Origin of the sequence: Neptunicella plasticusilytica (assembly GCF_047922965.1) — a bacterium.
In the GTDB taxonomy this organism is placed as follows: Bacteria; Pseudomonadota; Gammaproteobacteria; order Enterobacterales; family Alteromonadaceae; genus Neptunicella; species Neptunicella plasticusilytica.
In genome coordinates, this window is record NZ_CP150481.1 from 3,201,969 (window position 1) to 3,224,713 (window position 22,745).

The following is a 22,745-nucleotide window of genomic DNA, read 5'->3' on the forward strand; positions in this document are numbered from 1 at the left end:
AGTTAACAATACCCGAAAGACATCAGGCGTTCATAGCGTTGTTCTAGCAATTGTTCCAGCGACAGGCTCTGAAGTTGCGACAGTTGCTGTTTCAGACAAGCTTTAATATTAGCTGCAGTAGCATCATGATCCCGATGAGCGCCGCCCAGCGGTTCTTCAATAATGCTGTTAATCAAATCCAGTGACTTGATTCTTTCGGCATCAACGCCCATAGCTTCTGCGGCTAAGGGGGCTTTGTCAGCGCTTTTCCAGAGGATGGAAGCACAGCCCTCAGGCGATATCACCGAATAGGTACTGAACTGCATCATGTTAACCCGATCACCGACACCAATTGCCAACGCCCCGCCAGAACCACCTTCACCGATAACAGTACAGATAATGGGTACTTTGAGTCCGGCCATGACTTTTAGGTTGCGGGCAATGGCCTCACTTTGACCTCGTTCTTCCGCACCTACGCCCGGATAAGCTCCCGGCGTATCGATAAAAGTGATTATGGGTAATTTAAAACGTTCAGCCATTTGCATCAGACGCAAGGCCTTGCGATATCCTTCCGGTTTGGGCATACCAAAATTACGTTTGATTTTTTCCTGGGTATCGCGACCTTTTTGATGGCCGATAATCATCACCGGCTGCCCGTCAAAATTGGCCAGACCACCAACTATCGCTTTGTCATCTGCATAGGCACGATCACCGGCCAACTCTTCAAACTCGCTAAAGATACGCGGGATATAATCGAAAGTATAAGGACGCATCGGATGACGGGCCAACCGTGCCACTTGCCAAGGGTCCAGATCAGAAAAAATCTTTTTGGTCAGATCCGCGCTTTTTTCACGAAGTTTGTTTATATCTTCTTCAAGACTGACATTAAAATCACCGTTCTGACTTACCAGTCGTAATTCTTCTATCTTGGCTTCCAAATCTGCGATTGGCTGCTCGAAATCCAGGAAGTTTAAATTCATCCTACTACCTAATTTATGTGTGGCTCATGTTAAATCAACTTGTCTCTGTCCCCCGAGACGTCAAATTCAGCTAAAACTCAATTCAACCCGCTGTTGATCCAGCATTTGCCTTAATTCGTATATTAATTGGTCTTCAGGTGTCACATACCAGTTCGCGCCTAACGCTAGGCTGGCAGATGCATCGGCATTTTGATAATGCACCAGCACCGGACAACTGCCGCCGCGGTATTGTTGCAATATTGCTTGCAGTGTAGCCATTTGTTGCGGCTGACACCAGTCAGAATCCAATTGTAAGCTTAATGATGTTACGTATTTTTCTCTAGCCTGAACAATATCCAGCACTTCACGGGCGCTGATTGTATTGCCACCGCTGTATTGATCAAAGCTGACCTGTCCCGAAATCAGCAGTATTTTATCTTCTTCCAGCACAGGTTCAAATTGTTCGAACAGATCCGGGCTAAATTTAGCTTCGATCCGGGCACTTTTATCATCCAATGTCACAATGGCCCAACGACGTCCTTTCTTATTCACCAATTGACGGACACTTAACACCAGTCCAACTGCCATCACCGGCACATTTTTGATCGGTTTAAGATCGACAATCCGGCACTGGGCGTAGTGCTTGATTTCCTGTTCGTACTGGTTAATCGGATGACCGGTCAAATATAGACCTAATGTTTCCTTTTCACCATCCAGCCAGATTTTCTCCGGCCAGGCTGGAACATCGGCAAAGGCCTGCTTAACCTCATCCTGCTCTGTATTGAGTAGACCGAACATATCGGCCTGACCGTGCGCTTCTGCCTTACGGTGTTGCTCCGCGGCTGCCATTGCATCCGGTAAAGTGGCCATCAACGAACTACGGTGCGGTCCCAGGGTATCCAGTGCACCGGACATAACCAGTTTTTCCAACACTCGTTTATTAATTTTTTTCAGATCAACCTTGGCACAGAAATCAAAAAGATCCTTGAATTGGCCCTTCTCCTGTCTGGCCTCGATGATCGCCTCAACCGGGCCTTCTCCCACACCTTTAATCGCACCGATACCGTAGACAACGTGTCCTTGCGGATCAACGGTAAATTTATACTGCCCCTTGTTCAGATTGGGCGGTTCAATAGTTAATCCCATCCGCTGGCATTCATCCACCAGAGTCACTATCTTGTCGGTGGCATCCATATCTGCCGACATCACTGCCGCCATAAATTCAGCCGGATAATGGGTTTTCAGCCACAATGTCTGATAAGACACCAACGCGTAAGCCGCCGAATGAGATTTGTTGAAACCGTAACCGGCAAACTTCTCTACCAGATCAAAAATCTTCTCTGCCAACTCAGGATCGATATTATTGTTGGCCGAACCTTCGGCGAAACCGGAGCGTTGTTTGGCCATCTCCTCAGGTTTTTTCTTACCCATAGCTCGGCGTAACAAATCTGCCCCACCCAAGCTGTAGCCGGCCATTACCTGGGCGATCTGCATCACCTGTTCCTGATACAGGATAATGCCGTAAGTTGGCTGCAGAATCTCTTTCAGACACTCATGCTGGTATTCCGCATCAGGATAGGAAATTTCCTCGCGACCATGTTTACGGTTGATAAAGTTTTCCACCATGCCCGACTGCAACGGCCCCGGACGAAACAATGCCACCAAGGCGATAATATCTTCAAAGCAGTCCGGTTTAAGGTTCTTGATCAGTTCCTTCATTCCGCGAGATTCCAGCTGGAATACTGCGGTGGTCGACGCGTCCTGCAAGGTACGGAAACTTTTTGGATCTTCCAGCGGGATCGCGCTGATATCCACATCGATGCCGCGGTTAACTTTAATCATATCCAGTGCCCACTGGATAATGGTCAGGGTGCGTAAGCCGAGAAAGTCGAATTTAACCAGCCCGGCGGTTTCCACATCATTTTTGTCAAATTGGGTTACCGGATTCAATCCCTCTTCATCACAATAAAGTGGCGAGAAATCGGTAATCAGGGTGGGGGCAATTACCACACCACCGGCATGTTTACCGGCGTTACGCGTCACCCCTTCCAGGCGCCGTGCCATATCAATGAGATCTTTAACCTCATCATCGCTGTTATACAACTCGGGTAAACGGGGTTCTTCTTCAAAGGCTTTAGCCAGCGTCATTCCCGGAGTTGGCGGGATTAATTTACTGATCCTGTCGACAAAGCCGAACGGATGCCCCAGGACCCTGCCCACATCACGGATGACCGCTTTGGCCGCCATGGTACCGAAGGTAATAATCTGCGATACCGCATTACGGCCGTACAGCTCGGCCACGTGGTCGATCACCTCGTCGCGTCTGTCCATACAGAAATCGACGTCAAAGTCAGGCATCGATACCCGTTCAGGATTAAGAAAACGTTCGAACAGCAAGTCAAATTCCAGCGGATCCAGGTCAGTAATTTTAAGTGCATAGGCGACTAAGGAGCCGGCACCTGAACCTCGTCCCGGCCCAACCGGAATACCGTTATCTTTCGACCACTGGATAAACTCCATAACGATTAGGAAATAACCGGGAAAGCCCATCTGGTTGATAACTTCCAGTTCAATTTTTAAGCGCTCGTCATATTCAGGGCGTTTTTCAGCAATGGTTTTATCATCTTTAAACAGAAACCGCAGGCGCTCTTCCAGTCCCTCTTCAGACGCCTTGACCAGAAATTCGCTTTCATCCATCTCCCCGGTAGGAAATTTCGGCAAGAAATACTCAAACAAGGTCATGGTGACATTACAACGTTTGGCTATTTCAACACTGTTGGCCAATGCTTCAGGAATATCGCTGAACAATTCCTGCATTTCCTGTTCACTGCGCAGATATTGTTGTTCCGAGTAATTTTTGGGACGACGTTTATCTTCCAGGGTGTAGCCGTCATGAATAGCCACTCTTATTTCATGGGCTTCAAAATCTTCAGAACGCAGAAAACACACGTCATTGGTCGCCACAACAGGCAGGTCGGCCTGTTCGGCCCAGGCGACAGCAGCGTGAATATAACTTTCTTCTCCGGCCCGATTAGTGCGGCATAACTCCAGAAAATAGCGTCCGGCAAAATGTTGTTGATAGAAATTACTGATACTACGTGCCAGCGCCTGATTATTATTTATTAACGCCTGTCCAAGATCGCCTTCACGTCCGCCGGAAAGCAGGATAATTCCGCTTGCATACTCTTTCAGCCAGCTTCGATCTACCACTACTTTACCGTCAAGATGACCACGCAAATAGGCTTTGGAGATCAGCTCGGTAATATTCCGATATCCCTGGTTATTCATTGCCAAGGCCGTCAGGCGAAAAATCTGTTCGGATTCATCGCCTTTAAACCAGAAGTCACAACCGATTATCGGCTTAATACCCTGGTTATGCGCCTCCAGATAGAATTTGACCAGGCCACACATATTCATCTGGTCGGTAATGCCCACAGCCGGCATCTGCTGCTCTTTGACTGCAGCCAGTATTGGCTTAACCTTGCTTAGTCCATCCAGCATGGAAAAGTCACTGTGCACTCGAAGATGAACAAATCCGGGTTCAAGCATATTGGGGGCCACTGTTTAATGAGCCGGAATTGAGTATCCCATCATGCTGTTGCAACGCCATCACTACAGGTTTAAAACTCATACGATAATGCTCTGTCGGGCCATATTGGGCCAATAATTTCATATGTTGTGCGGTGGGATAACCTTTATGTTGGGCAAAGCCGTATTGCGGATATTGTTTATCCAGCTCGGCCATTTCCAGATCGCGACTGACTTTAGCTAAAATCGAAGCAGCGGAGATTTCAGCAATTTTACTGTCTCCTTTGACAACGGCTTCACTTGCATAAGCCCATTGTGGGCAACGATTGCCATCCACCTTGACAAAATCCGGCCTAATCGACAAGGCGTCGACCGCCCGCGTCATCGCCAGCATAGTGGCGTGCAAGATGTTTAGTTGATCGATCTCGTGAGGCTCGGCTCGGCCTAATGCCCAGCACAAAGCATGCTGACGAATCTGTTCAGCCAGCGCATCACGTTTCTTTTCAGACAATTTTTTGGAATCCATTAACCCTTCAATTGGTTTGTCAGGATCAAGGATAACCGCTGCGGTCACCACTGCCCCAACCAATGGCCCACGCCCCACTTCATCAACACCCGCAACTAACAATGTTTTACTTATGCCTCGATTAATCTGCTAACCGCATTGGCTGCCTGTTCATCAGCGTTACATTTAAGACTTTGATGTAACTGCGTAAAAGCGTCGACCAGCTCGGTGGTGTCCTGGGTTAGCAATGGTAATAATTGGTCTGCAATAATATCAGGCTGGACTTGTTCCTGTAACAATTCCGGCACCAATTTTTTACCCGCCAGCAGATTAGGCAGTGAAAAGTAGTCCATTTTAATCATCCGACGCAATACCATGGCCGTCATTCGGCTAAATCGATATGCCACCAGCATCGGCCGTTTACACAGCATCGCCTCTAATGTCGCGGTACCTGAGGCCAGTAAAATCGCATTAGATGCGGTCATCACCTCGCGGGACTGACGATCGACCAGAGTAATGTTCAATGTTACCGGATTAGCGGCCAACCAGGCTTCTATTTGTGCACGTCGTGCCTGATTAATCACCGGGATCACAATTTGCAATTGGCTGACTTTGCGATGAATAATCTCGGCCGCCCGCAAAAACGGTTCCAGTAGCAGTTTGACTTCGTTACCACGACTGCCGGGTAATACGGCCAGGATGGTGTCATCAGTCGATAATCCCAGTTTTTGTCTTGCCGCCTGCTGGTCGGGTACCAGTGGCAATGCATCTGCCAGGGTATGGCCGACAAATTCACAAGGAACCTGATGCTGATCATAAAAGCGCTTTTCGAACGGAAAAAGACTCAATACCAGATTGGTGGCCGCCGCCACGGTAAACACACGTTTTTTACGCCATGCCCACACTGACGGACTCACATAATGAACCGTTTTAATCCCGTTGAGCTTGAGTTTGTGTTCCAGATTCAGGTTAAAATCCGGCGCATCGATACCGATAAACACATCAGGAGGATTCGCGCTAAAATACTGATACAAGGATTTGCGAATATGCAATAAACGGAATAGCCGTGACAGTACTTCAAACAGCCCCATCACTGCCAGTTCTTCCATATCAAAAAGCGACTTGAAGCCTAACTCCCGCATCTGGCTTCCACCAATGCCTTCAAACATGGCGTCCGGATACCGTTGTTGCAAGGAGCGCATAAGACCGGCACCCAGGATATCGCCGGACACTTCACCGACCACGATGGCAATTCTAACTTGGGAAGATGTTGTCACGGCTGACTATCGCAAGATACCGCGATCGGACTGCTGGATAAAATCAACCAACAAACCGATTTCAGGCGTTTCCTGTTGCATTTCTTGAAGAATATCAGTGGCTTGTTCCAGTGTATTGCCTTGACGGTAGATCACCTTATAGGCACGGCGAATTTGTAGAATAGTCTGCTTGCTAAAGCCCCGTCTTTTTAAACCTTCACTGTTGATACCAAAGGTTGACATGGTTGCCCCTCCCGCCATCACAAAAGGAGGCAGATCTTTGACCAGCAAACAACCGGCGGCACAAAAACTGTGTGAGCCGATATGACAAAACTGGTGTACGCCAGTCATACCACCGATAATGACCCAGTCGCCCACCTGGACATGTCCTGCCAGGGTAGCATTGTTGGCAAAAATATTATTATCGCCAATCACACAGTCATGGGCGACGTGGCTGTCAATCATAAACAAGTTGTGGTTGCCAATCCGGGTAATCCCCTGATCTTGCACTGTGCCGCGATGAACCGTACAGCCTTCACGAAAAACGTTATTGTCGCCTACCACCAGACGGGTTGGCTCTCCGGCATATTTCTTATCCTGACAATCTTCGCCAATAGAACAAAACTGGAAAATATGATTGCCCTGCCCGAGTTCGGTTTCACCTTTAATCACCACATGGGATTCGATCTTGCAGTTATCACCAATAGTCACGCCGGCGCCAATAATAGTAAAGGCGCCGACTTCAACGTTATGCCCCAGCTTGGCAGAACTATCGACTATAGCCGTCTGGTGTACAGGCATTATTACATTTTCCTCATCGCACACATAAATTCCGCGCTGCAGGCTTCCTTACCATTAACGCTGGCAACTCCGGCAAATTTCCAGATGCCGCGACGCTCCTTGATAAGCTCCACGTCCAGATCCATACGATCCCCCGGTACCACCGGATGTTTGAATCGGGCTTTATCAATGCCCGCATAAAGATAGAGTTCATCATTATGCGCCACCGATTTAAATCCTAGTACACCCGCTGCCTGAGCGAGGGCTTCAAGAATCAAAACCCCGGGGAAGATAGGTTTACCGGGAAAATGTCCCATAAAACAGGGTTCATTGAAGGTAATATTTTTATACGCTTTAATACTGTGGTTGAGTTGAAGATCCGTTACCCGGTCCACCAACAGGAATGGATACCTGTGTGGAAGCAGTGCCATAATTTCTTCAATATCCACTTGAGTTAAGGGATTTGCCAAGGGGTCTCTCCTTACACCGACAACCGCGAACTTATCTGTTCGCCTTTTCCAGTGCTTTAATACGCTGATTCATTGAGTCAATGTTACGCATTGCTACCGCATTACGACGCCATTGTTTATTTGTGGTAGCGGGAATACCGGAAGAATAGATACCGGGTTCCGTGATCGCTTTGGTCACCATACTGGTGCCGGTGATATGCACATTATCCACAATCTCGATATGTCCATTAATCGCCACCATTCCTGCAATGGTACACTGACGACCAACACGAGTGCTGCCGCCAATCACACTGCAGCCTGCCATGGCACTGTTTTCACCGATAATGACATTATGGGCAATCTGACACTGATTATCGATAATAACGCCATCATGTAAAACCGTATCTTCAATTGCGCCACGATCAACCGTCGTGCTGGCACCAATCTCGACACGATCACCCAGTACAACTCCGCCCATTTGCGGTATTTTAATCCATTTGCCCTTGTCATTGGCATAACCAAAACCGTCTGCGCCAATCACCGCTCCTGACTGGAGCAAACAGTCTTGACCAATCGTCACGCCATGATAAATCGTCACGTTAGCCCATAGTTTGGTTCGCGCGCCGATCCGGGTATTTTTACCCACAAAACAGCCCGGACCAATTTGCACCTGGTCACCCAGCACTACGCCAGATTCAATGACCGCGTTGGCACCAATAGCCACCTGCTCACCCAGTTGCACATCAGCAGCAATAACCGCTGTTGGCGCAATACTTTCTGCAGCAACGGGAGTGGTATCAAGCAATTGTGCAACTTTGGCAAATCCCACATAGGGATTATCCATTACCAGAGCAGCACTTTGGCAATGAGGTAGTTCATCCGGATGTAAAATAACCGCACTGGCGGAACTTTCCGCCAGTTGGCTACGATACTTGGTATTGGCCAGAAATGAAATCTGACCATCAGTAGCGCGACTCAGTGTCGCAATAGAAGAAATCATCAGCGCGCCATCACCATGAAGCTGGGCGCCGATATGTTCGGCCAATTTAGCCAGACTGATGGCCATATGCGTTTACTTTATTTTGCTAACTTGGTCAGTAATTTGACCAGAAATATCAACACTCTGGTTTTTAACATATGCAACGGCATTAGCATTGAGGATCAGATCAAAATTTTCTTTAGCGGCATAAGAATCAATTGCCTGCTTGATGAGTCCCAAAATTTTATTACGCTCTTCGCCTTGACGACGCTGAATATCTTCCTGTAGCGGTTTAGCTTTAGAGGTATATTCATCACGTAACGCAACTAACTTGGTTTGCAGTTCTTTTTTCTCTGCATCACTCATGGTAGCTTCATCGCGCTGCTGTTTTTCCAGATAATATTTGATGTCTTTTTCCATCCGGGCAACATCTTGCAATGCATCTTTAAATTCTTCGCGGATAGTTCCTTCAACAGCCTGGGTTTGCGGCAATGACTGGAACACAGCCTGCACATTGACCAGACCAATCTTCTCTGCTGCGTAGGCCGCAGAGCTCAGCATAGATGTACCCATAATGGCCGCAACAGCCAGGCTTTTGGTTAATGATTTCACTTAAATTACTCCGTTATATCTTAATTTATATTATTAGAATGTTTGACCTACGTTGAACGAGAAGAACTTGGTATCGTCCCCATCCTGCTGTTTAATGACTTTAGCAAAACTAAATATCATCGGCCCCATGGGTGATAACCATTGCACGGACAACCCTGACGAAGCTCTGAAACGTGAATAGTCACCGAAATCCGGTACTTTGTTTCTTTCGCTTGCTCTTAACGCCGAATATTCGTCGATATCAAATTCGGTATCCCACAAGTTACCTGCATCGACAAATAAACTGGTACGCACCGAGTTATCAAAGTCTTCCTCTACAAATGGGGTCGGAACAATTAATTCCAACCCGGCCAAAGCCAATGCATTACCCCCAAAAGAACGTTGTGACATACTAATGCCATCATTTTCCGGACCTAACACAATCTGATTGCCATTGGGATCCGTAATATAAGACGGGGTACGCAAAATACCTTTAGGTCCAACGGTATTATTCTCAAATCCACGTAATGAATCACTGCCACCGGTACTGAAGTACTCAAAAAATGGCAGGAATTGATCATGCCCGTCGATTTTTCCATAACCGTTACCATATGACAACTGTAAGCGGCTTAAGAAAGACCAGCGCTGATTTTGACTCAACGGGAAGTAGAATTTGGTATCAAAATTGACCTTGTAATAGGTTAAATCTGAATTAGGTGTAGTGGCGCTAAGCGTGGCACGTTGTGACGACCCTGCGGTGGGGAAAATCCCCCGGTTCAGGGTTGAACGGTACCAACCGGCACTGAGCTGGAAGGTATCAAATGTTAGACTGGCATCCGGGTTTTCCGGATCGGCAAATACATCATAAAAATTACGAATTTGCTCATAACGCTGTAACTGCGATACTTCCTGATGCTTATAGGTCACGCCGAAATTCAAACGGTTAAACTGGTTAACCGGATAACCGAAGTTGATCCCCACACCATAGGTTTTACTTTTGTATTGCACAAGGTTGGCACTACCGGCATCAAATTCGGTATAGAACACACTGCCACCTAAACTTATCCCGTCAATAGTGAAATAAGGGTCGGTGTAGGACAAATTGATACTGCTCTGATAAGAAATAGTATTCAGATTCAGGGCCAGCTGGTTACCGGTTCCGAGGAAGTTATTTTGCTGGATGCCGGCCTGTAAACTTAACTTGGTGCGGTCACCATAACCGATACCTGCGTTAAACGAGCCCGATGCCTGTTCCTTAACGGTAAAGTCAACATCGACTTTGTCATCCTGGCCGGGAATACGGATAGTCTCAAAGTCGGCTTCTTCCACATAAGTCAAACGCGACATACTGTTCTTGCTGGTTTCCAGCGCGGTGTTGGATAACCAGCTGCCTTCCATTTGTACCACTTCGCGGCGGAACACTTCATCGGCGGTCACTTTGTTGCCTTTGAAGTTGATACGGCGCACATAAATACGCTGGCCCGGTTCAACCGACAATCTCAGTTTAACCGTCTTATCTTCATCATTGATTTCTGGAATAGTGGTGACTGTCGGAAAGGCGTAACCAAAGCGGCCCAGATACTTGCTGATAAACTCTTCGGTGTAAGTGACCATTGCCAAGTTATATAGCTGACCTTCCCGTAATGGCATCAGCACTTTAATCGCTTCTTCATTACCCAGTAGATCGCCGGCTAGCTCTATTTCGGAAATATTATACTTTTCACCTTCGGTAATATTAAAAGTAATGTAAATACCGGTTTTATCCGGTGTCATCGACACCTGGGTGGAATCCATGTTGTAGCGCAGATAACCTCTATCCATGTAATAGCTGCGAATTTTTTCCATATCACCGGACAACTTTTGCTTCTGGTAGCGGGTCTCGGCCATAAAATCCCACCAGGGGGCACCGAATTGTAACTCCATCTGCTCGAGCAATAATTCATCAGAGAAAATATCGTTACCCACGATATTAATTTGTTTGATTTCCGCAGCATCACCTTCTTCAAAGGCCAGTTTAAGATCAACCCGGTTACGTGGTAACGGCGTAACAATGGCATCAACTTCAGCGTTATATTTACCAATGCTGTAATAGAAATCTTTCAAGCCATTTTCTATTGAAGTTAAAACTGTTTTGTCCAACGGCTCACCGACACGGATATTATTGTCTTCGAGGCTCTGGTTAAGTTGCTCATCTTTAATATCATCATTTTCAGAAAAAATAATATTACTGATGGTAGGACGTTCATGTACCTTGATGATCAGCGTATTGCCATCACGTAATACCTGAATATTTTCAAAATGGGACGATGCATATAAGGAACGAACAAGCTGGGCGATCCGGAAAGAGTTCATCTTGTCGCCGACTTTAACTGGAATATAAGTTAACGCGGCCCCTAAAGCTACGCGCTGAAGCCCTTCGACACGCATATCTTCGACCACAAATTCAGAATCAGGATTTGCATAAGCAAGGCTAGTACTGGTGAGCAAAATTGCGGCTACAACTAACTGTATAAACTTCATTTGTTATTATTCTTCCAAACTGCAAATTATTAGGAGGCACACCCAGGCTGACAAACATTCATCCTAAGCGCCCTATATCATTCATTATTGCCACTGCCATCAGCAGAAACAGTAAGGTTCCGCCGATGCGAAAACCGATTTCCTGTACTTTTTCCGATACCGGTTTACCCGTTATCATTTCAATAACGTAATACAGCAAATGACCACCATCCAGCACCGGTAGGGGCAATAAGTTAATGATGCCCAGATTAACACTGATTAATGCCAGAAAACTCAGAAAATAAACCAGCCCGTAACCCGCGCTGGCACCGGCTCCCTGTGCGATAGAAATAGGCCCACTCAAATTTTTAACCGACACGTCGCCGGTCAATAATTTACCTATCATCTCAACGCTGAGTGTCATCAAACGCCATGTTTTGACCACACCTTGCCACAATGCATTGACCGGATCATATTGCTGATTGAAACGGTAAGATTCTGGCCAGGGTTCCATTTGGGGGACAACCCCTAGGTATCCTTGTAATTCTCCATTCTCAGCAGTCCGACTGTCCAGCAAAACATTAATATCCTGAACACTGCCCTGCCGCTCAACGCCGATTGTAACATCCTGATTCGGTCGTGCAGCAATATAACTGACTATTTGTACCCAATCTTGTGCTGGAGTTCCATCTAGCGAGATTATTTTGTCGTTTTGCTGGATATTTGCTCGAGAGGCGGCCGAATCTTCAGCAATCCAGGCGATAATAGTAGTCAGTTCCGGGCGATAAGGTTCTATCCCCAGACTTTCCAATGCACTTTGCTGTTCAGGGTTAAACTGCCAATTGCCGATATCCACATTACGTGTATAGCGTGATTGGTTATCAGTTTGTAGCAATGTCAATTCCATGCTGGCATGGCCAATATGCGATACCAGTTCCAGATTGACCGCATCCCAGTCACGGGTTTGCGTTCCATCTACAGCGATAATCTGGCTGCGAGGGGTAATACTTGCCTCAGACAACAACGAATTCGGCGTTATTTTACCAATGACGGGTTTGACGCTGTCCACCCCCACCAAATACATTAACATCAAGGCAATAATGGCAAACAGGAAATTGGTCACCGGCCCGGCGGCAATAATGGCGATACGCTTATATACAGACTGACGATTAAAAGCGTGAGGCAAATCTTCATCTCGTACATGATCAACTCGTTCATCAAGCATTTTGACGTAACCGCCTAGAGGGATCAGCGCGATAACATACTCGGTGCCGAGCTTATCTTTGGTGCGCCATAACGCTTTACCAAAACCGACAGAAAAACGCTCAACCTTGACCCCGCAACGACGGGCAACCCAGAAATGACCCCACTCGTGTACGGCCACCAGAATGCCCAGCGCCACAATAAAAAAGAACAGACTCCACAGGAAAGACAACATCAAGCGGCACCTTGCAAATAGTGTTGAGCCTGATCGCGAATCTGTTGATCAAATTCAATCACAGCGTCAATACTGTCGAGGGACAGGGATGAAGTCCGCTGTAACACATCATTATTGAGCCTGGCAATATCGGTAAAACTGATACGGCCCTGTAGAAACGCCTCCACAGCCACTTCATTGGCGGCATTAAGCGCGGTACTGGCATACTGCCCCTGGTTAGCCGCTTCTATCGCCAACCGCAAATTTGGAAATCGCTTGAAATCAGGTTGTTCAAAGGAAAAGTTGCGCATGTTGCTGAAATCCAGCTTATTAACACCTGAATCAATTCGCTCAGGGTAGCCCAACGCATGCGCTATCGGCGTGCGCATATCCGGGTTGCCCAGTTGCGCCAACACTGATCCGTCATTGTACTGCACCATCGAATGGATAACGCTTTGCGGGTGAATCACCACTTCAATTTGTTGTGGTAATAAACCAAATAACCAGCAAGCCTCAATAAGTTCCAGACCTTTATTCATCATGGTGGCTGAATCTACCGAGATTTTACGCCCCATATCCCAATTGGGATGTGCACAAGCCTGCTGCGGTGTTTTGCTGGCCAGTTCGCTTATCGGCGTATTCAGAAAAGGACCACCAGAACCGGTGAGCAGAATCTTGTCAATACCGCTACTTTGAGCCTGACCATATAGATAAGTAGCAGGTAAACACTGGAAAATCGCGTTATGTTCACTGTCGATAGGCAATAACAACGCACCACTTTTATGCACTTCCTGGATAAACAGGCTGCCAGACATCACCAGTGACTCTTTATTCGCTAACAACACTTTTTTACCCGCTTTGACAGCCGACAAGGTAGGTAACAATCCGGCGGCGCCGACAATTGCGGCCATTACACAATCTACATCAGCATGCTCAACAATATGGATCAGCGCATCGCTCCCGGCCAGGACTTCGGCTGTGACGTTGGCCTGGCGGGCCAATTCTTTGCCTTGAGAGTAATAATCCGGGTCGGTAATCACCAGATATTCTGGTTGATGTATTATTGCTTGCCGGATCAGGGTTTCAACCTGTCGGTGGCAAGTTAATGCGAATACCTGATATTTGTCCGCATGACAGGCAACCACATCCAGGGTATTTAGTCCAATCGAGCCGGTCGCCCCGAGTACCGTAATTTTCTGCATCAGGCCATCCACATGACGTAAAACAGGGCAAAGATAGGAAATGCTGCCGTCAGGCTGTCTATACGATCCAGAATACCACCATGACCGGGTAACAAGTTTCCACTGTCTTTCACTCCAACACAACGCTTGTACATGCTTTCATTCAAATCGCCCAACGCCGATACGCCAACTGTCAGGGCACCAATCAGAATATGCGTCCAGATACGGGTAGGATCGACCTGATAATGCAGTGCAGCAAAACCGATGATGGCCAGTGATGACATGACACCTCCCATCAGTCCTTCATAGGTTTTCCCCGGCGACACATTCGGACGCAACTTGTGTTTGCCAAACTTGATACCGATAAAGAACGCCCCGATATCAGCAGCCCATACAATACCCAACACATAAAAAATCAGTGACGCACCAAACAACGGGTCAATGTCATACAAATAGGTTCTGAGTGACACTATCGCCACCCAGGTAGGCACCAGGGTCAACAAACCGAAAATGCCACGCAGCAGCATGTTGCTGCGCCATAAAGTAGAATATTTGGGATAGGCGACAATCATCAATAATGATAATGCCCACCAGACACCGGCAATTGCCAGAATGGTTCGATACAATGCCGCTAACTGCCCCTGGTACCAAATGAGTTCAACCGGAATATAGCTGGATAACGCCGCGCAAATAACCACTAATAGTAAACTGTATAACGCCTTGCCGATACGGTTCTGGATACCGGCCAGTTGTGCCCATTCCCACGCGCCCAGTCCGACGATCAAACCGATCGCGACCTCAAAACCGAACAAGGGTAAAAATAAGATGGCACCTAATGCCAGTGGTGCTAGCAAAAGCGCGGTAATAATGCGTTGTCTTAGCACGTTGCACCTACTGAAGATTCAATTTGTTCGCCGGTTAAACCAAACCGGCGTTGTCGCGACGAAAACGACTGGATCGCCTGCTCAAAACACTGTTCGTTAAAATCAGGCCATAATACATCGGTAAAAATCAGTTCTGCATAGGCTATTTGCCACAACAAAAAATTACTGACACGGCAATCTCCGCCGGTACGAATTAGCAAATCAACATTATCCAGACCGTAAAGGGAGGTATGTTGATCAAACAAGCTTTCGTCAATATTTTCGACGGCAAGTTCCCCGGATTGCACTTTTTTTGCAATACGTTGGCTGGCATTGACAATATCCCAGCGTCCGCCGTAATTGGCAGCAATATTCAGCACCAAGGCGCTATTTTTCTCGGTCAACTTTTCGGCTTTATGAATAAGTTGCTCCAGTTTGCTACCAAACCTGCTGGTATCTCCAACCACCTTAAGTTTAACGTCATTGCGATTTAGTTTTTTTACCTCGCTTTTGAGTACAAAGGTAAACAGCTCCATCAACACACTGACTTCGTCTTCCGGACGGTTCCAGTTTTCACTGCTAAAGGCAAATAAAGTCAGGCAGTTAATGCCTTTTTCACGAGCAAAACGCACCGACGCGCGCACCGCTTCGACACCGGCTTTGTGGCCAAACGTACGGCGCTTACCCTGTTGTTGGGCCCAACGCCCGTTGCCATCCATTATAATGGCAACGTGGCGGGGCATTGTCAGGGACACGGGGGATGATTGAACAGACGAAGAAGGCATGGTGGAGGAGAAATCGACTTAGATTTCCATCAACTCTTTTTCTTTGGCTGCCAGCATCTGATCAATTTTCTTGATGTATTCATCAGTGATGCTTTGCACATTTTCTTCTGCTTTACGGCTGTCATCTTCACCGATTTCTTTTTCTTTAAGCAAATCTTTAATATCACTGTTAGCATCACGGCGAATATTGCGCACCGCCACTCGGCCTTGCTCTGCCTCGGCACGTACCACTTTAATCAAGTCTTTACGACGCTCTTCAGTAAGCGCTGGCAATGGCACACGAATAACGGCCCCGGCGCTCATCGGGTTTAATCCTAAATCCGATTGCATGATGGCCTTTTCTACGGCTTGTGCGGCAGTTTTGTCAAATACGGTTAATGCCAACGTGCGTGAATCTTCAGCGACTATATTGGCAAGTTGATTCAATGGTGTATCAGCGCCGTAATAAGGCACCATCACACTGTCCAACAAACTGGGATGAGCGCGACCGGTACGGACTTTAGCGAGTTGGCTTTTCAACGCGCTGATACTTTTTTCCATACGTGCTGCCGCATCTTGCTGCAAATCATCAATCACTTTTATGCTCCTTAGCTTTTGGTTTGGGAAGGCGATCAGCATGATCGATCAAGGTACCTTCATCTTCCCCCATTACTACTCGGCGCAACGCACCGGACTTGTTCATATTAAATACCCGGATGGGCAAGCCATGATCGCGCGCCAGGGTAAAGGCGGCTAAATCCATGACTTTTAATTCCTGCTCCAGCACCTGCTGATAGGTAAGCTGCTGATATAATTTGGCTTCTGGATTCTTGGCCGGGTCGGCATCATAAACACCGTCAACTTTAGTGCCCTTCAACACGGCATCTGCTTCAATTTCAATACCACGTAAACAGGCTGCCGAATCAGTAGTAAAAAAAGGATTTCCGGTGCCCGCCGAGAATATCACGACTTTGCCCGACTTTAAGTTGCTAATGGCTTCCGCCCAGTTGTATGAATCACAAACGCCGTTCAGTGGTATGGCCGACATCAGTCTGGCATTAACAAAAGAACGATGCAACGCGTCGCGCATTGCCAGACCGTTCATCACTGTTGCCAACATTCCCATATGATCACCGACAACCCGGTTCATACCCGCCTTCGCTAATCCTTCGCCACGAAATATATTACCACCACCGATAACCAGACCTACCTCGACGCCCAATTCAATCAGTTCTTTAATTTCCTGAGCCATACGATCCAGTACTTTTGGATCAATACCAAACCCTTCCTCGCCCATCAGAGCTTCACCGCTGAGTTTTAATAGAATGCGTCGATATGCAGATTTGGGGATATTCATAGAATGGTTCTTCCTTTTTATAAACAAACCGCGACAAAAAGCCGCGGTAAGTTTATATGACATTGGCATGACTAAACAGTCATGAATGACATTTATTTGCTAACTAAATAATTATTTATATCAAGATTTCTGATCCAAACTACGCCTATATTACGCATATTCACTTATATAAATAACGCTTTAAACGTAATTCGTTATCCAAATCCCTGTACAATCAATAATTACTTTTTAGCCGCTGCCATTTGCGCCTGAACTTCGGCAGCAAAATCTTCCGACTTTTTCTCAATACCTTCACCCACTTCGAAGCGGATAAAGTTCAACACGTCAGCACCCGATGACTTGAGCAACTGACCTACAGTTGCGGACGGATCCTTGATGAAAGGCTGTCCGGTTAAGCTGACTTCGCCGGTAAACTTGGTCATACGACCTGCAACCATCTTCTCGGCGATCTCGGCCGGCTTGCCACTTTGAATCGCAATATCAATCTGGATGGCTTTTTCTTTCTCAACCACGTCGGCTGGCACATCTTCCGGCTTAACATATTGCGGGCTGCTGGCAGCAACATGCATCGCAATATCTTTGGCCAGATCTTCGGTACCACCATTTAGAATGGTTAATACACCAATACGACCACCGTGAGTATAAGCGCCCAGGTTATCCCCTTCTACGCTAACAACACGACGGACATTGACATTTTCACCAATTTTGGCGACCAGATTGTCACGCAAGGTCGAAACACTAACACCATCGATTTCACTGCTGTTTAACGCGTCAACATCGTTCAGTTTGTTTGCTGCGGCCAGGGCAACAATCTTGTCACCGAATGCCAGGAAGCTTTCATCACGAGCAACGAAATCAGTTTCACAGTTCAGTTCCAACATAGTGGCAACGTTACCGTTAACCTGTGTCAGGATAACACCTTCAGCTGCAATACGACCTGCTTTCTTAGCTGCTTTAGCCTGACCTGATTTACGCATATTCTCGATCGCCGCTTCGATATCACCATCGGTTTCGGTTAATGCTTTTTTACAATCCAACATACCGGCACCGGTACGTTCACGTAATTCTTTTACTTGAGCTGCAGTCACTGCCATTTGAATTTCCTCGGAATAAAGATTAGTTAAACAACAGGGGCGATAACGCCCCTGCCGGTTACTCTGAAAATCAGTTAATGATTACTCGGCTTCGACGAAATCGTCTTGTTCAGCCTGAACTTCAATATTCTGTTCGCGACCTGTTCCGATAGCATCAGCCGCAGCATTCAAATACAGCTGAATAGCGCGGATGGCGTCATCATTACCAGGAATGATGTAGTCAACCGGATCAGGGTTAGAGTTAGTATCAACTACAGAAATAACTGGAATACCCAGGTTTCTGGCTTCAGTGATAGCAATGTGTTCGTGATCGGCATCGATAACAAACAAGCAATCAGGCAAACCACCCATGTTTTTGATACCACCCAGGCTGTTTTCCAACTTGCCCATTTCGCGTTGAAGCATCAACACTTCTTTTTTGGTCAACTTGTCGAAAGTGCCGTCCTGAGACTGCTGTTCAAGGTCTTTGAGACGCTTGATAGACTGACGAACTGTTTTCCAGTTAGTCAACATACCGCCTAACCAGCGCTTGTTAACGTAGAACTGGTCACATTTGATTGCAGCTTCTTTAATTGCATCACCGGCAGCACGCTTTGTGCCAACAAACAATACTTTACCTTTTTTACTGGCCACACCAGACAGAAAGTCCAGCGCTTCATTAAACATAGGTACAGTTTGTTCAAGGTTGATGATATGAACTTTGTTACGCGCGCCGAAGATGAAAGGTTTCATTTTCGGATTCCAGTAACGGGTCTGGTGACCGAAGTGCACGCCGGCTTTCAGCATGTCACGCATTGATACGTTTGCCATTATAAATTCCTCAATTGGGGTTAGGCCTCCATACATCCCGGTTTTCGATCCGACCAAGTCAGACACCCCGAATACCGTGACGATGTATGTGTGTTATTTAGGTATTTTGCCTGCCTTTAAAATTAACCTTAAAAACAGCGCGGCGCTTTATACCACGCCAGTTCCAAAGTTACAACGAATTATTCAAAATGGGATAGATAAAACAGTTCATATATAGGGACTACACCCCTTTGGGCAATACTGATAGAATGCGGCCTTTAAATAGTATAGGCAACATAGGAAACCTCTTTTGACTGCAATCATTAAAACCGCCGAAGAAATTGAAAAAATGCGTATCGCAGGCAAACTGGCCGCCGATGTGCTGGGCATGATTGAGCCTTATGTCAAAAAAGGGGTGACAACAGAAGAGCTGAACCAGCGTTGCCACGACTATATCGTTAATGAACAGAACTGTATCCCGGCGCCATTGCATTACGGTCATCCTCCGTTTCCGAAATCCATTTGCACATCAGTCAATCATGTGATTTGTCACGGTATTCCTTCTGATAAAAAACTTAAAGACGGTGATAGTGTCAATATTGATGTCACAGTAATTAAAGACGGTTATCACGGTGATACGTCCAAGATGTTTGTGGTCGGTAAGCCGTCGATAATGGCAGAACGGTTGATTAGAGTCACACAGGAATGTCTGTATATCGGCATAAAAATGGTTAAGCCCGGTGTTCACTTGGGAGATATTGGCCACGCCATTCAACAACATGCTGAATCACACAACTATTCTATTGTGCGTGAATATTGCGGACATGGTATTGGTGCCGGTTTCCACGAAGAACCGCAAGTTGTCCACTACGGACGCCCCGGCACCGGCGAAATTTTGCAGGCAGGTATGTGTTTTACCATTGAGCCTATGGTAAACGTGGGCAAACGTCATTCAAAAGTATTGCCGGATCAGTGGACTGTGGTGACTAAAGATCGCAGCCTCAGTGCTCAGTGGGAGCATACCTTGCTGGTCACCGACAATGGTTGCGAGATATTGACGCTGCGTCCGGAAGAAACCATTGAACGGATCATCCAACACTAATTATTAGGGATTAATGCCTGTGTCGCTGCAAGCTGTTCTGCAACAAATCCAGCAAATTGAAAGTCTCGACGAGCTCGCCACATTTAAACAATGTAACCAGGCTATTTACCAGTGGCTCCAGAATGATTTTTGCAGTGCCCATATAAAAGACATTGTCACCGGCCGGGCCAAAGCAGTCGATGCCATGTTAATTAAAGCCTGGCAACTACTGAATTTAAATGACAAGGAATGTATTGCGCTGGTGGCAGTAGGTGGCTATGGCCGACAGCAATTACAACCCTATTCCGATGTAGACATTCTATTACTGTCCCGAAAGAAACTGTCCTCCGCCAGTCAGGAAAAACTCGGCCAGTTTATTACCTTGTTATGGGACATCGGGCTGGATATTGGTCAATCGGTACGTACCGTCAAAGAATGCGTCAAACTGGCGAAAGATGACATCACTATCGCCACCAATTTACTCGAATCAAGAGTGCTGGAAGGTAATCCTGATACTTACCAACTATTACAGGAACAGATTCAGGGTGACAAGCTGTGGAGCAGCGAAGCGTTTTTTCAGGCCAAGTTTGCCGAACAACAACAACGACATAGTAAATTTGATGGTACCGCCTACAATCTGGAGCCCAATGTTAAGGAAAATCCCGGTTGCCTGCGCGATATCCAGAGTATCGGCTGGGTCGCTAAAAAGCATTTCAAGGCGCTGACCGGCAAAGAGCTGGTTGAGCATGGTTATTTTAGCGAACAGGAACTGGAAGAATTACTCGAATGTCGTGAAAGTCTCTGGCGGATCCGTTGTGCACTGCACCTGATCGCCGGTCGCAGTGAAAACCGCTTGCTGTTCGATTTTCAGCCTGATGTTGCCGCACTACTCGGATATGGCGAGGAAGGAAAGGCTTCTGTCGAAAAAATGATGAAATCCTTCTTTCGCATATCCCGCCGGGTCAGCGAACTGAATGACATGTTACTCCAGCATTTCCGCCAAGATGTATTGAACCAGAAAGTAAAAAAAGAACAGCTTCTAAACCCGCAATTTAGTGTGGTCGACGGACTGATTTTTGCCCGCCAGGACGAGGTGTTTGACAGTCCGGAGAAAATTCTCGAATTCTTTTTAATGTTATCTGACTTGCCTCAGGTTACCGGTATTCACTCCTGTACGCTGCGCTTGCTGCGCAATGGCAGACGACGTTTCCGCAATGAATATTTCAGCCAACGCCCTGCCTGTCGGAAGGTGTTTATGCAACTGCTCAAACATCCTGAGTTTTTTGCCCTGCCCTGGGATCTAATGCACAAGCACGGCATTATGCAGGCCTACTTAAAAGAATGGGACAATATTGTTGGCATGATGCAGTTTGATTTATTCCATGCCTATACCGTTGATGAACACACCCATCGACTGATTAAATTTATTTATCAATACACCCAGGAACAAGGCAAAAAAGAATTTCCCCGTTGCGGGCGGATTGTAGCTAATCTTGATCACCCGGAAATGCTGTTTATTGCCGCCATTTTCCACGATATAGGCAAAGGTCGCGGCGGCGATCACTCCAAACTGGGTGCCGCCGATGTAGTTGAATTTTGCCAATTGCATGATATCGATCCTCAGAGTACCAAGTTAATTGAATGGCTGGTAGCCAATCATTTACATATGTCGGTGGTGGCGCAACGCCGGGATATTTACGATCCTGAAGTGGTTGAAGAATTTGCCGGCCAGATGCGTAACCAGAATAATCTGAATCATCTCTATGCCCTGACGTTGGCCGATATTCGGGCCACCAATAACAATTTATGGAACGACTGGAAAGCCACCTTGTTGCGTGAACTCTACCTGATGACCAGCAAGGCGTTGGAAAGCGGCCAGACATTGAGTGAAGATTTTCAACAGCGCCTGCAGAAACATCGCAGCCAGGCGCTGCAACTACTGCAAGAACAGCAAGTCGATGCAGATAAAGTGCAGGCTTTCTGGCAGCGTCTGGAAAATAGTTATTTTGTGCGCTTCAAGCCCAAACAATTAGCCTGGCATGCCCAATCCATCTTGCAGGCCCAGCAAGCCACCGATGACGAAATCACCCTGGTGGCGCTAAACGAAGAAACCTCCCGGGCTGGCACTGAAGTACTCATCTATGCCAAGGATCGCGCCAGCCTGTTTGCCCAGGTCGTGTCGGTACTCGATAGCCGCAATTGTACAGTACATGATGCCAATATTATGAGTACCGAAGACGGATACGTACTGGATACCTTCATTATTCTCGAGCAGGATGGCAGTCGAATCAATTCGGACAATCGCATGCATAATCTGCAACAGGCGATTGTCACCCAACTAAACCGCAGTGGTACCGAGCACGTTAACAACCGCAAAATGCCCCGTCGCATGAAGCATCTGGACGTGCCAACCAAAATGCGCTTTTTTAATAATCATGCAAACCATACCTTGCTGGATCTCGAGGCGTTAGACGCTCCGGGCCTGTTGGCCAAGATCAGCCGGGTGTTTGTCGATCAGAATTTGTCCCTGCATATGGCCAAAATCACCACCATAGGTGAACGCGCCGAGGATGTATTTATCCTGAGCAATGCTCAGGGAAATGCATTAGATAACCAACAACAACTGGCACTGAAAAAACAACTAACCCTGGTGCTGGATGACAACAATGAGTGA

General features: G+C 46.9%; 19 protein-coding genes. 2 read left to right on the plus strand and 17 right to left on the minus strand.

The window, feature by feature from the left end:
- Positions 1 to 2: 2 nt before the first annotated feature.
- From accA to rpsB, 17 genes are all read right to left on the minus strand, one after another.
- Positions 3 to 959 (minus strand): acetyl-CoA carboxylase carboxyl transferase subunit alpha, encoded by a 957-nt coding sequence (gene accA, locus V1467_RS14360; RefSeq protein ID WP_416305659.1) that lies wholly within the window; start codon positions 957 to 959, stop codon positions 3 to 5.
- Positions 960 to 1,025: 66 nt separating this feature from the next.
- Positions 1,026 to 4,487, minus strand: coding sequence for a DNA polymerase III subunit alpha (gene dnaE / locus V1467_RS14365; protein ID WP_416305660.1), 3,462 nt, complete (start codon positions 4,485 to 4,487; stop codon positions 1,026 to 1,028).
- The gene (gene rnhB / locus V1467_RS14370) at positions 4,480 to 5,106 is read right to left on the minus strand and encodes a ribonuclease HII (protein ID WP_416308710.1); all 627 of its coding nucleotides are present in this window, start codon (positions 5,104 to 5,106) and stop codon (positions 4,480 to 4,482) included. Before rnhB ends, dnaE begins: the two co-directional genes overlap by 8 nt.
- Positions 5,103 to 6,248, minus strand: coding sequence for a lipid-A-disaccharide synthase (gene lpxB, locus V1467_RS14375; protein ID WP_416305661.1), 1,146 nt, complete (start codon positions 6,246 to 6,248; stop codon positions 5,103 to 5,105). The genes rnhB and lpxB overlap by 4 nt, the downstream gene beginning before the upstream one ends.
- 6 nt (positions 6,249 to 6,254) lie before the next feature.
- Positions 6,255 to 7,028: an acyl-ACP--UDP-N-acetylglucosamine O-acyltransferase gene (gene lpxA, locus V1467_RS14380; protein ID WP_416305662.1), complete on the minus strand. Its 774-nt coding sequence runs from the start codon at positions 7,026 to 7,028 to the stop codon at positions 6,255 to 6,257.
- Between the two features lie 2 nt (positions 7,029 to 7,030).
- The gene (gene fabZ, locus V1467_RS14385) at positions 7,031 to 7,477 is read right to left on the minus strand and encodes a 3-hydroxyacyl-ACP dehydratase FabZ (RefSeq protein ID WP_416305663.1); all 447 of its coding nucleotides are present in this window, start codon (positions 7,475 to 7,477) and stop codon (positions 7,031 to 7,033) included.
- A gap of 31 nt (positions 7,478 to 7,508) precedes the next feature.
- Entirely contained in the window at positions 7,509 to 8,522 is a 1,014-nt protein-coding gene (gene lpxD / locus V1467_RS14390) for a UDP-3-O-(3-hydroxymyristoyl)glucosamine N-acyltransferase (protein WP_416305664.1), read from the minus strand.
- 6 nt (positions 8,523 to 8,528) lie between these two features.
- Positions 8,529 to 9,047 (minus strand): OmpH family outer membrane protein, encoded by a 519-nt coding sequence (locus V1467_RS14395; protein WP_416305665.1) that lies wholly within the window; start codon positions 9,045 to 9,047, stop codon positions 8,529 to 8,531.
- Between the two features lie 33 nt (positions 9,048 to 9,080).
- On the minus strand, positions 9,081 to 11,546 hold the full coding sequence (gene bamA, locus V1467_RS14400; RefSeq protein ID WP_416305666.1) for an outer membrane protein assembly factor BamA: 2,466 nt from the start codon (positions 11,544 to 11,546) through the stop codon (positions 9,081 to 9,083).
- A gap of 58 nt (positions 11,547 to 11,604) precedes the next feature.
- Entirely contained in the window at positions 11,605 to 12,963 is a 1,359-nt protein-coding gene (gene rseP / locus V1467_RS14405; protein ID WP_416305667.1) for a sigma E protease regulator RseP, read from the minus strand.
- The gene (gene ispC, locus V1467_RS14410) at positions 12,963 to 14,144 is read right to left on the minus strand and encodes a 1-deoxy-D-xylulose-5-phosphate reductoisomerase (RefSeq protein ID WP_416305668.1); all 1,182 of its coding nucleotides are present in this window, start codon (positions 14,142 to 14,144) and stop codon (positions 12,963 to 12,965) included. The genes rseP and ispC overlap by 1 nt, the downstream gene beginning before the upstream one ends.
- On the minus strand, positions 14,144 to 15,007 hold the full coding sequence (locus V1467_RS14415) for a phosphatidate cytidylyltransferase (protein WP_416305669.1): 864 nt from the start codon (positions 15,005 to 15,007) through the stop codon (positions 14,144 to 14,146). The genes ispC and V1467_RS14415 overlap by 1 nt, the downstream gene beginning before the upstream one ends.
- Positions 15,001 to 15,729: a polyprenyl diphosphate synthase gene (uppS, locus tag V1467_RS14420; RefSeq protein ID WP_416305670.1), complete on the minus strand. Its 729-nt coding sequence runs from the start codon at positions 15,727 to 15,729 to the stop codon at positions 15,001 to 15,003. The genes V1467_RS14415 and uppS overlap by 7 nt, the downstream gene beginning before the upstream one ends.
- A 60-nt stretch (positions 15,730 to 15,789) precedes the next feature.
- Entirely contained in the window at positions 15,790 to 16,311 is a 522-nt protein-coding gene (gene frr / locus V1467_RS14425; protein ID WP_416308711.1) for a ribosome recycling factor, read from the minus strand.
- Between the two features lie 28 nt (positions 16,312 to 16,339).
- A complete protein-coding gene (gene pyrH / locus V1467_RS14430; RefSeq protein WP_416305671.1) occupies positions 16,340 to 17,107 on the minus strand; it encodes a UMP kinase in 768 nt (255 codons plus the stop codon).
- A 221-nt stretch (positions 17,108 to 17,328) separates the two neighbouring features.
- A complete protein-coding gene (tsf, locus tag V1467_RS14435; RefSeq protein ID WP_416305672.1) occupies positions 17,329 to 18,201 on the minus strand; it encodes a translation elongation factor Ts in 873 nt (290 codons plus the stop codon).
- Positions 18,202 to 18,282: 81 nt separating this feature from the next.
- Positions 18,283 to 19,011 carry a 30S ribosomal protein S2 gene (rpsB, locus tag V1467_RS14440; RefSeq protein ID WP_416305673.1) on the minus strand — a complete coding sequence of 243 codons (729 nt, stop codon included), beginning with the start codon at positions 19,009 to 19,011 and terminating at the stop codon, positions 18,283 to 18,285.
- Between the two features lie 289 nt (positions 19,012 to 19,300).
- On the opposite strand from rpsB, the gene map reads away from it, so the two are divergent.
- Together map and glnD are read left to right on the plus strand one after the other, a co-directional pair.
- Positions 19,301 to 20,092, plus strand: a complete 792-nt coding sequence (map, locus tag V1467_RS14445; protein ID WP_416305674.1) for a type I methionyl aminopeptidase — start codon at positions 19,301 to 19,303, stop codon at positions 20,090 to 20,092.
- A 19-nt stretch (positions 20,093 to 20,111) separates the two neighbouring features.
- The gene (gene glnD, locus V1467_RS14450; RefSeq protein ID WP_416305675.1) at positions 20,112 to 22,745 is read left to right on the plus strand and encodes a [protein-PII] uridylyltransferase; all 2,634 of its coding nucleotides are present in this window, start codon (positions 20,112 to 20,114) and stop codon (positions 22,743 to 22,745) included.

What these genes read in the sequence shown, in the direction of transcription:
- accA (WP_416305659.1), bottom strand. Translation starts at nt 959, where the DNA reads ATGAATTTAAACTTCCTGGATTTCGAGCAGCCAATCGCAGATTTGGAA.
- dnaE (WP_416305660.1), bottom strand. Translation starts at nt 4,487, where the DNA reads ATGCTTGAACCCGGATTTGTTCATCTTCGAGTGCACAGTGACTTTTCC.
- lpxA (WP_416305662.1), bottom strand. Translation starts at nt 7,028, where the DNA reads ATGCCTGTACACCAGACGGCTATAGTCGATAGTTCTGCCAAGCTGGGG.
- lpxD (WP_416305664.1), bottom strand. Translation starts at nt 8,522, where the DNA reads ATGGCCATCAGTCTGGCTAAATTGGCCGAACATATCGGCGCCCAGCTT.
- bamA (WP_416305666.1), bottom strand. Translation starts at nt 11,546, where the DNA reads ATGAAGTTTATACAGTTAGTTGTAGCCGCAATTTTGCTCACCAGTACT.
- rseP (WP_416305667.1), bottom strand. Translation starts at nt 12,963, where the DNA reads ATGTTGTCTTTCCTGTGGAGTCTGTTCTTTTTTATTGTGGCGCTGGGC.
- ispC (WP_416305668.1), bottom strand. Translation starts at nt 14,144, where the DNA reads ATGCAGAAAATTACGGTACTCGGGGCGACCGGCTCGATTGGACTAAAT.
- uppS (WP_416305670.1), bottom strand. Translation starts at nt 15,729, where the DNA reads ATGCCCCGCCACGTTGCCATTATAATGGATGGCAACGGGCGTTGGGCC.
- frr (WP_416308711.1), bottom strand. Translation starts at nt 16,311, where the DNA reads ATGGAAAAAAGTATCAGCGCGTTGAAAAGCCAACTCGCTAAAGTCCGT.
- pyrH (WP_416305671.1), bottom strand. Translation starts at nt 17,107, where the DNA reads ATGAATATCCCCAAATCTGCATATCGACGCATTCTATTAAAACTCAGC.
- tsf (WP_416305672.1), bottom strand. Translation starts at nt 18,201, where the DNA reads ATGGCAGTGACTGCAGCTCAAGTAAAAGAATTACGTGAACGTACCGGT.
- rpsB (WP_416305673.1), bottom strand. Translation starts at nt 19,011, where the DNA reads ATGGCAAACGTATCAATGCGTGACATGCTGAAAGCCGGCGTGCACTTC.